The organism is Mesorhizobium sp. M5C.F.Ca.IN.020.29.1.1 (genome assembly GCF_003997375.1).
Taxonomy (GTDB): Bacteria; Pseudomonadota; Alphaproteobacteria; order Rhizobiales; family Rhizobiaceae; genus Mesorhizobium; species Mesorhizobium wenxiniae.
On the sequence record NZ_RZSW01000510.1, the window covers coordinates 1 to 4,605 of the forward strand.

3 protein-coding genes and 1 pseudogene are annotated in these 4,605 nt (G+C 68.6%); all 4 read left to right on the plus strand.

Features of this window, described 5'->3' with window-relative positions:
- The coding region (locus EOA85_RS28415) for a glucosaminidase domain-containing protein (RefSeq protein ID WP_127211974.1) at positions 1 to 2,701 on the plus strand (2,701 nt) is incomplete at its 5' end.
- 20 nt (positions 2,702 to 2,721) lie between these two features.
- Entirely contained in the window at positions 2,722 to 3,981 is a 1,260-nt protein-coding gene (locus tag EOA85_RS28420; protein ID WP_127211975.1) for a S8 family serine peptidase, read from the plus strand.
- A complete protein-coding gene (locus EOA85_RS28425; RefSeq protein ID WP_127211976.1) occupies positions 3,978 to 4,331 on the plus strand; it encodes a hypothetical protein in 354 nt (117 codons plus the stop codon). The genes EOA85_RS28420 and EOA85_RS28425 overlap by 4 nt, the downstream gene beginning before the upstream one ends.
- Positions 4,332 to 4,363: 32 nt before the next feature.
- A pseudogene (locus tag EOA85_RS28430) lies at positions 4,364 to 4,605 on the plus strand (hypothetical protein); the annotation flags it as partial.

The following is a 4,605-nucleotide window of genomic DNA, read 5'->3' on the forward strand; positions in this document are numbered from 1 at the left end:
GCAGTCGCGCCCTTGGGCGGAGACGCTGCAGAAGGCGATCGTCAGGACGTTCGACCGGCAGGGGCGCAGCGAGGATCGCGGCATCTTCATCCCCGGCGGCTCGCGCGGCTACGATCGCGGCATCGAGAGCGTGACGAAGGTGAATCCGTCCGCGCTGATTGAGCCGTTCTTCGGCGACAACGCCTCCGATGCGGGCCTCGCGGTGCGAAAGAAGGCCGAGCTCGCCCGCGCTATCCTGGAGGCGTTCGGCGCCTTCGTGCGCCGCGACGTAAATATCCCGGCGGACGGCGGGGGAGCGGAGGACGGCGACCCTCCGCCGGTCGCGGGCGACGTTCCGGACGTCCCGCTCCTGCGCGAGCTGATCGCGACCTATCGCTCCGTGACGCCGGTGGTGCAGGGGCTCGCCACCGATGTGGTCGAGAGGCTGAAGGGCATCACGCTGGCGCAGTGGATCGAGGAGTCGGGTTGGGCAGGATCGCAACTCGCGGTGCAGCACTTCAACTTCGCAGGGATGAAGGGGATCTCGGAGGTGGACCGGATCCTGCGCGAGGCGCCGGCCACGAAGGTGGAGTACCGCGCCCACGACGGCGTCGACACGTATCTGAAGTTCGCCGGCATCCGCGACTTCGTGACCGGCTACTTCCTATTTCTCGAGCGCTCGCCGTACCGCGGCTGGAAGGAGATGGCGATGCGCTCGCCGCACGACTTCATACGCTTCATCGGCCGTACCTGGGCGCAGCGGGACGGCTACGCGAGCCGCGTTATCAACATCGAGCAACGCCTCGTCGCGGCCGGGGTCGTCCGCTCCGACGGCGGCCTCACAAAGCCAGGCGAGGAGGACGGGCCGGCACTGCTGATCACGGGCGCGTTGTCTAGCGAAAGGATCGCGGACGAAGGAGCGACGGCCGAGTTCCTGGAGCTCGCAGCCGCCCTCGAGGCCGCGCCGCGCCTTGCGCCGGTATTCCCAGTCGTCGTTGCACAGTGTGGGCTGGAGTCGGACTGGGGCCGTTCGGATCTTGCCCGCGTGCACGCCAACTTCGCAGGCATTCCGTGGACGGAGATGCTCGCCGAGGTCGCCGCGCCCGTGCCGCATCCGACCGATCCGACGCGCGGAAAATTCTGCCGCTTTCTGTCGCCGACGTCATTTGTGCGGGCGTTCCTGCGCCGGCTCGACAACGATCCGACGTTTGCGGGCTGGATCGACAACATCGACGACGGAGCCAGGTTCGCCGCCTTTCTCGGCCGCACGTGGCGACCGAACGACCCGACCTATGCCGATAAGATCGCCGGCATCCTCGCCCGCATCGGTTCAGACGACGGCGGCCGCGATCCGATCATCGAGAACGACGACGACGACACGCACGGGGGCGATGGCAGCACCACACTCACAGGACTCGTCTTGCAGATCAAGCGCGTCCGCGCCGAAAAACGGCGGGGCATGAAGGAGCGCACCGTCAGCACCTACAGGGTCTTCCACGACCGCAGGCCGGTCGCAGGCCTCTCCGGCATGATCTGCGAAGCGCGCGGACCCGGCGATAACTCGGCGACCGGCAGGCAGCGCGGCGCCCGCATCAAGGCTGGCATCTATCCGATGTTGACCCACGCCGGCACGCGCGAGATCGACGGCATCACCGCGTTCAAGACTTTCGGGTTCACCAGCAGCATCGAGGTCCGCAGGCCGCCGATGCCGGCGCTGCGCGTAGGCGACACCCGGTATCGGGCGGGCATCCTGATCCACCCCGGCAACGGCTGGCTGTGGAGTGTCGGCTGCATGAACCCGGCGGACGACATCGCCGACGCGCGCTCGGACATTCAGTACGTCCACAGCCGCGCCCGCGTGATCAGGCTGATCGAGGGGCTCAAGCGGGAGCTCGGATCCCGCTTCCCGACGACCAACAACCAGACCATCCCGCGCCTCACCTTAGAAGTGATCGGAGAGCCTCCGCCGGCGAGCGGTGACGTCCTCGCCGGCGACGATCTCGACGCAGAAGCCTACGCTCGCGCCGAGCTCGCGGCAGCGCAGGCGACGCTCGCCGGCGACGCGCTCGCCGCGCCCGACATGGCCGACCTCTACGACGCGCTGGCGACCGGTATCGAGGCGGCGGCTCGGCTCGGCCAACCGGAAGACGGTGCGATCGACCACGTCGCCGCCTCGGGCGTGAACCTTGCCGACGTGAGGAGCGTCACCGGGGAAACACTGTGGACGGCATACGCGCTCGGCATCGGGGCAGCCTCCGCGCTCGACGACGTGCGCCGAGAGGCGGTGCTCGCCCGCCTTGACGCGATCGCGACGGCCCTTACCGCGGCCGGCGTCCCGCTCGATGACGGCACCGCCTACCACAGCGCGATGACGTCGGCGGCGCTCGGGAACGACACGGCGGCGCTCGAAGCGCTCATCGAGCGGGGAGCGCCTATCGACGCCTTCGACCGCTCCGGCGTCACGCCGCTGCTCGCGGCTGCGTTCGGCGGCGCGCCCGATGCGGTCGGCTTTCTGCTCGCCCGTGGCGCCGACCCGTCCAGCACCGTGCGGGCATCGTCCGACAACGAGGCAGGCGATCCGGAACTGCCACCGGCTGGCGCCGACGCCGCCGCTTGCGCTGCCGAGGGCGCTCTGCTCGCCGCCAGAGATCCGGCCCGGTTCGAGGACTTCGAGGCGGTGTCCGCGTTGATCTGGAACCGCCTTAACCCGGTCCCGCGCTGAACTCGATTGAGGACATTTCGATGGCGCGATTTCTTCTCCTTCCCAAGGACGACGACGTTCCCGACGCGCTCGCGGGCGGCGATCTCAGCCTGTCGCCGCAGGCCCGCGCCGCCAAGGTCAAAAGCCTGACGACGTTCCGCAGGGCGCACGCCGATCCTCGCCTCAGTAGTGGTCGCGGCCTACGCGCGGTCGCAAACGTCAAGGTGATCGCGACGCCGCAGCGGCACACCCCCATCACGGGCGTCACCATCTTCGAGGGCACCGCGGAAGACGCTGAAAAAATCCAGGAGGCCGCGCCCGGCGCCGAGATGGTCGAGGACTTCCGGCTCGACCTGATCTCGCCTGTCCGCTCTGGCAACGGCGAGGCGCTCGCCGGCGACGCGGCAGCCGCGGGCATCGCAATCGACGCCGCCGACCTCGACAACTGGCATCTCGAGACGATAGGGCTCCTCAAGGCGCGCGCGGCCCGGTTCGGCCTCACCGGCACCGGGGCGACGATTGCTGTGATGGATACGGGTGTCGCCGAGCACCGCGAGTTGCAGGGCAAGATCGTCGACAATATCGTGTTCGACGTGGAGCAGTGGATCGCGAATTCGGTCCCCCCGGCCGATACCGATTTCATCACGCCCGGGCACGGCACCCACGTCGGCGGGATCATCGCCGGTACAAACGTTGGCGTCGCGCCGGGTGCCCGGCTCGCCAGCTACTCGATGATCCCTAACACGATCGGCTCGCTCAGCCACTTTGTTTTCGCGATGGAGCACGTGCAGACGCGGCCCGAGATCCAGATCATCAATATGTCGGCGGGCAAGCGCGAAACGGTGAACCGGATGCGTTACCTCGCACAGATTGCGCAGCGCACGGACACGCTGTTCGTCGTTGCCGTCGGCAATGAGGGGCCGAACACGAGTCGGTGCCCCGGGAACTACCCCGAGGTGTTCTCCGTCGCCGCCTCCGACCGTACGGACAAGGTGTGGGGCGGCGGCGGCATGGGTACCGTAATGTGGGGCGTGCAGGCGAGGGTGGTGCCCGACATCATGGCCCCGGGCGTGGATATCTGGTCCTGTCATCCGCGCGGAGGCTATCAGTGCCTCACCGGCACCTCGATGGCGACGCCGGTGGTCTCCGGCATCGCCGCGCTGATGATCGAAAAGTGGCCCGACATCACGCGGCCCCAGCTCATCGGCGAGTTGATGGAAGCAACCAACGCACTCAACCTGGCGGAGCCGCTGCAGGCGACCGGGCGGATCAAACTGCCGCAGCGGCTGCACGCGCCATGACGAATCCGCTGGCAAAGGCGGACGGGGCTCTGCGCAGCTTGCTCGCCGGCGATGCCTGCACCGAGGTGACGGTCGCCGCGATTCTCGAGCTCGACGCGCCCCCGTGGAGTGCGGCGAGGAGCCCGCTCGGCGGCACCATTGAGGCGACCCAACGGCGCAGCGCAGCGCGCGAGAACGCCGCCGAGGCGCTCGCCCACCATACCGCAGGCACGCGCGCGGAGCTTGAGCGCCTCGGTCTTGCGCCGCGCGGGGGACGGCACGTGCCGTTCGTCACCGTGCGCGGGCCGGCCGATGTGATTCGCGCCGCGCTCAACCTTACTGGCGTCGTTAGCGCGGCGCTCGACGCCTAAACCAAGTGATAGCACCGACAGGAGTGAGGCTCATGCCCGAAAAGATCACCTACGAGGAGCTGCTGCGCCGGATGCATGACCCGGCAATTCCCGAGGCCGACCTGCGCCCGTACCTGATGGCTGCGCCCGAAGGCAACCCGCTCGACCCGGTCGTGGTGCCCAACCCGGAGACGGTCGTCGTGAGTGAAGTCGAGATGGACGCGGCCAGCGCGATCCGGATCGGCAACGGCCTAGCCCGCTGGCGCAGGCAGCGTCAGTTCAACCTGCGCCGCCT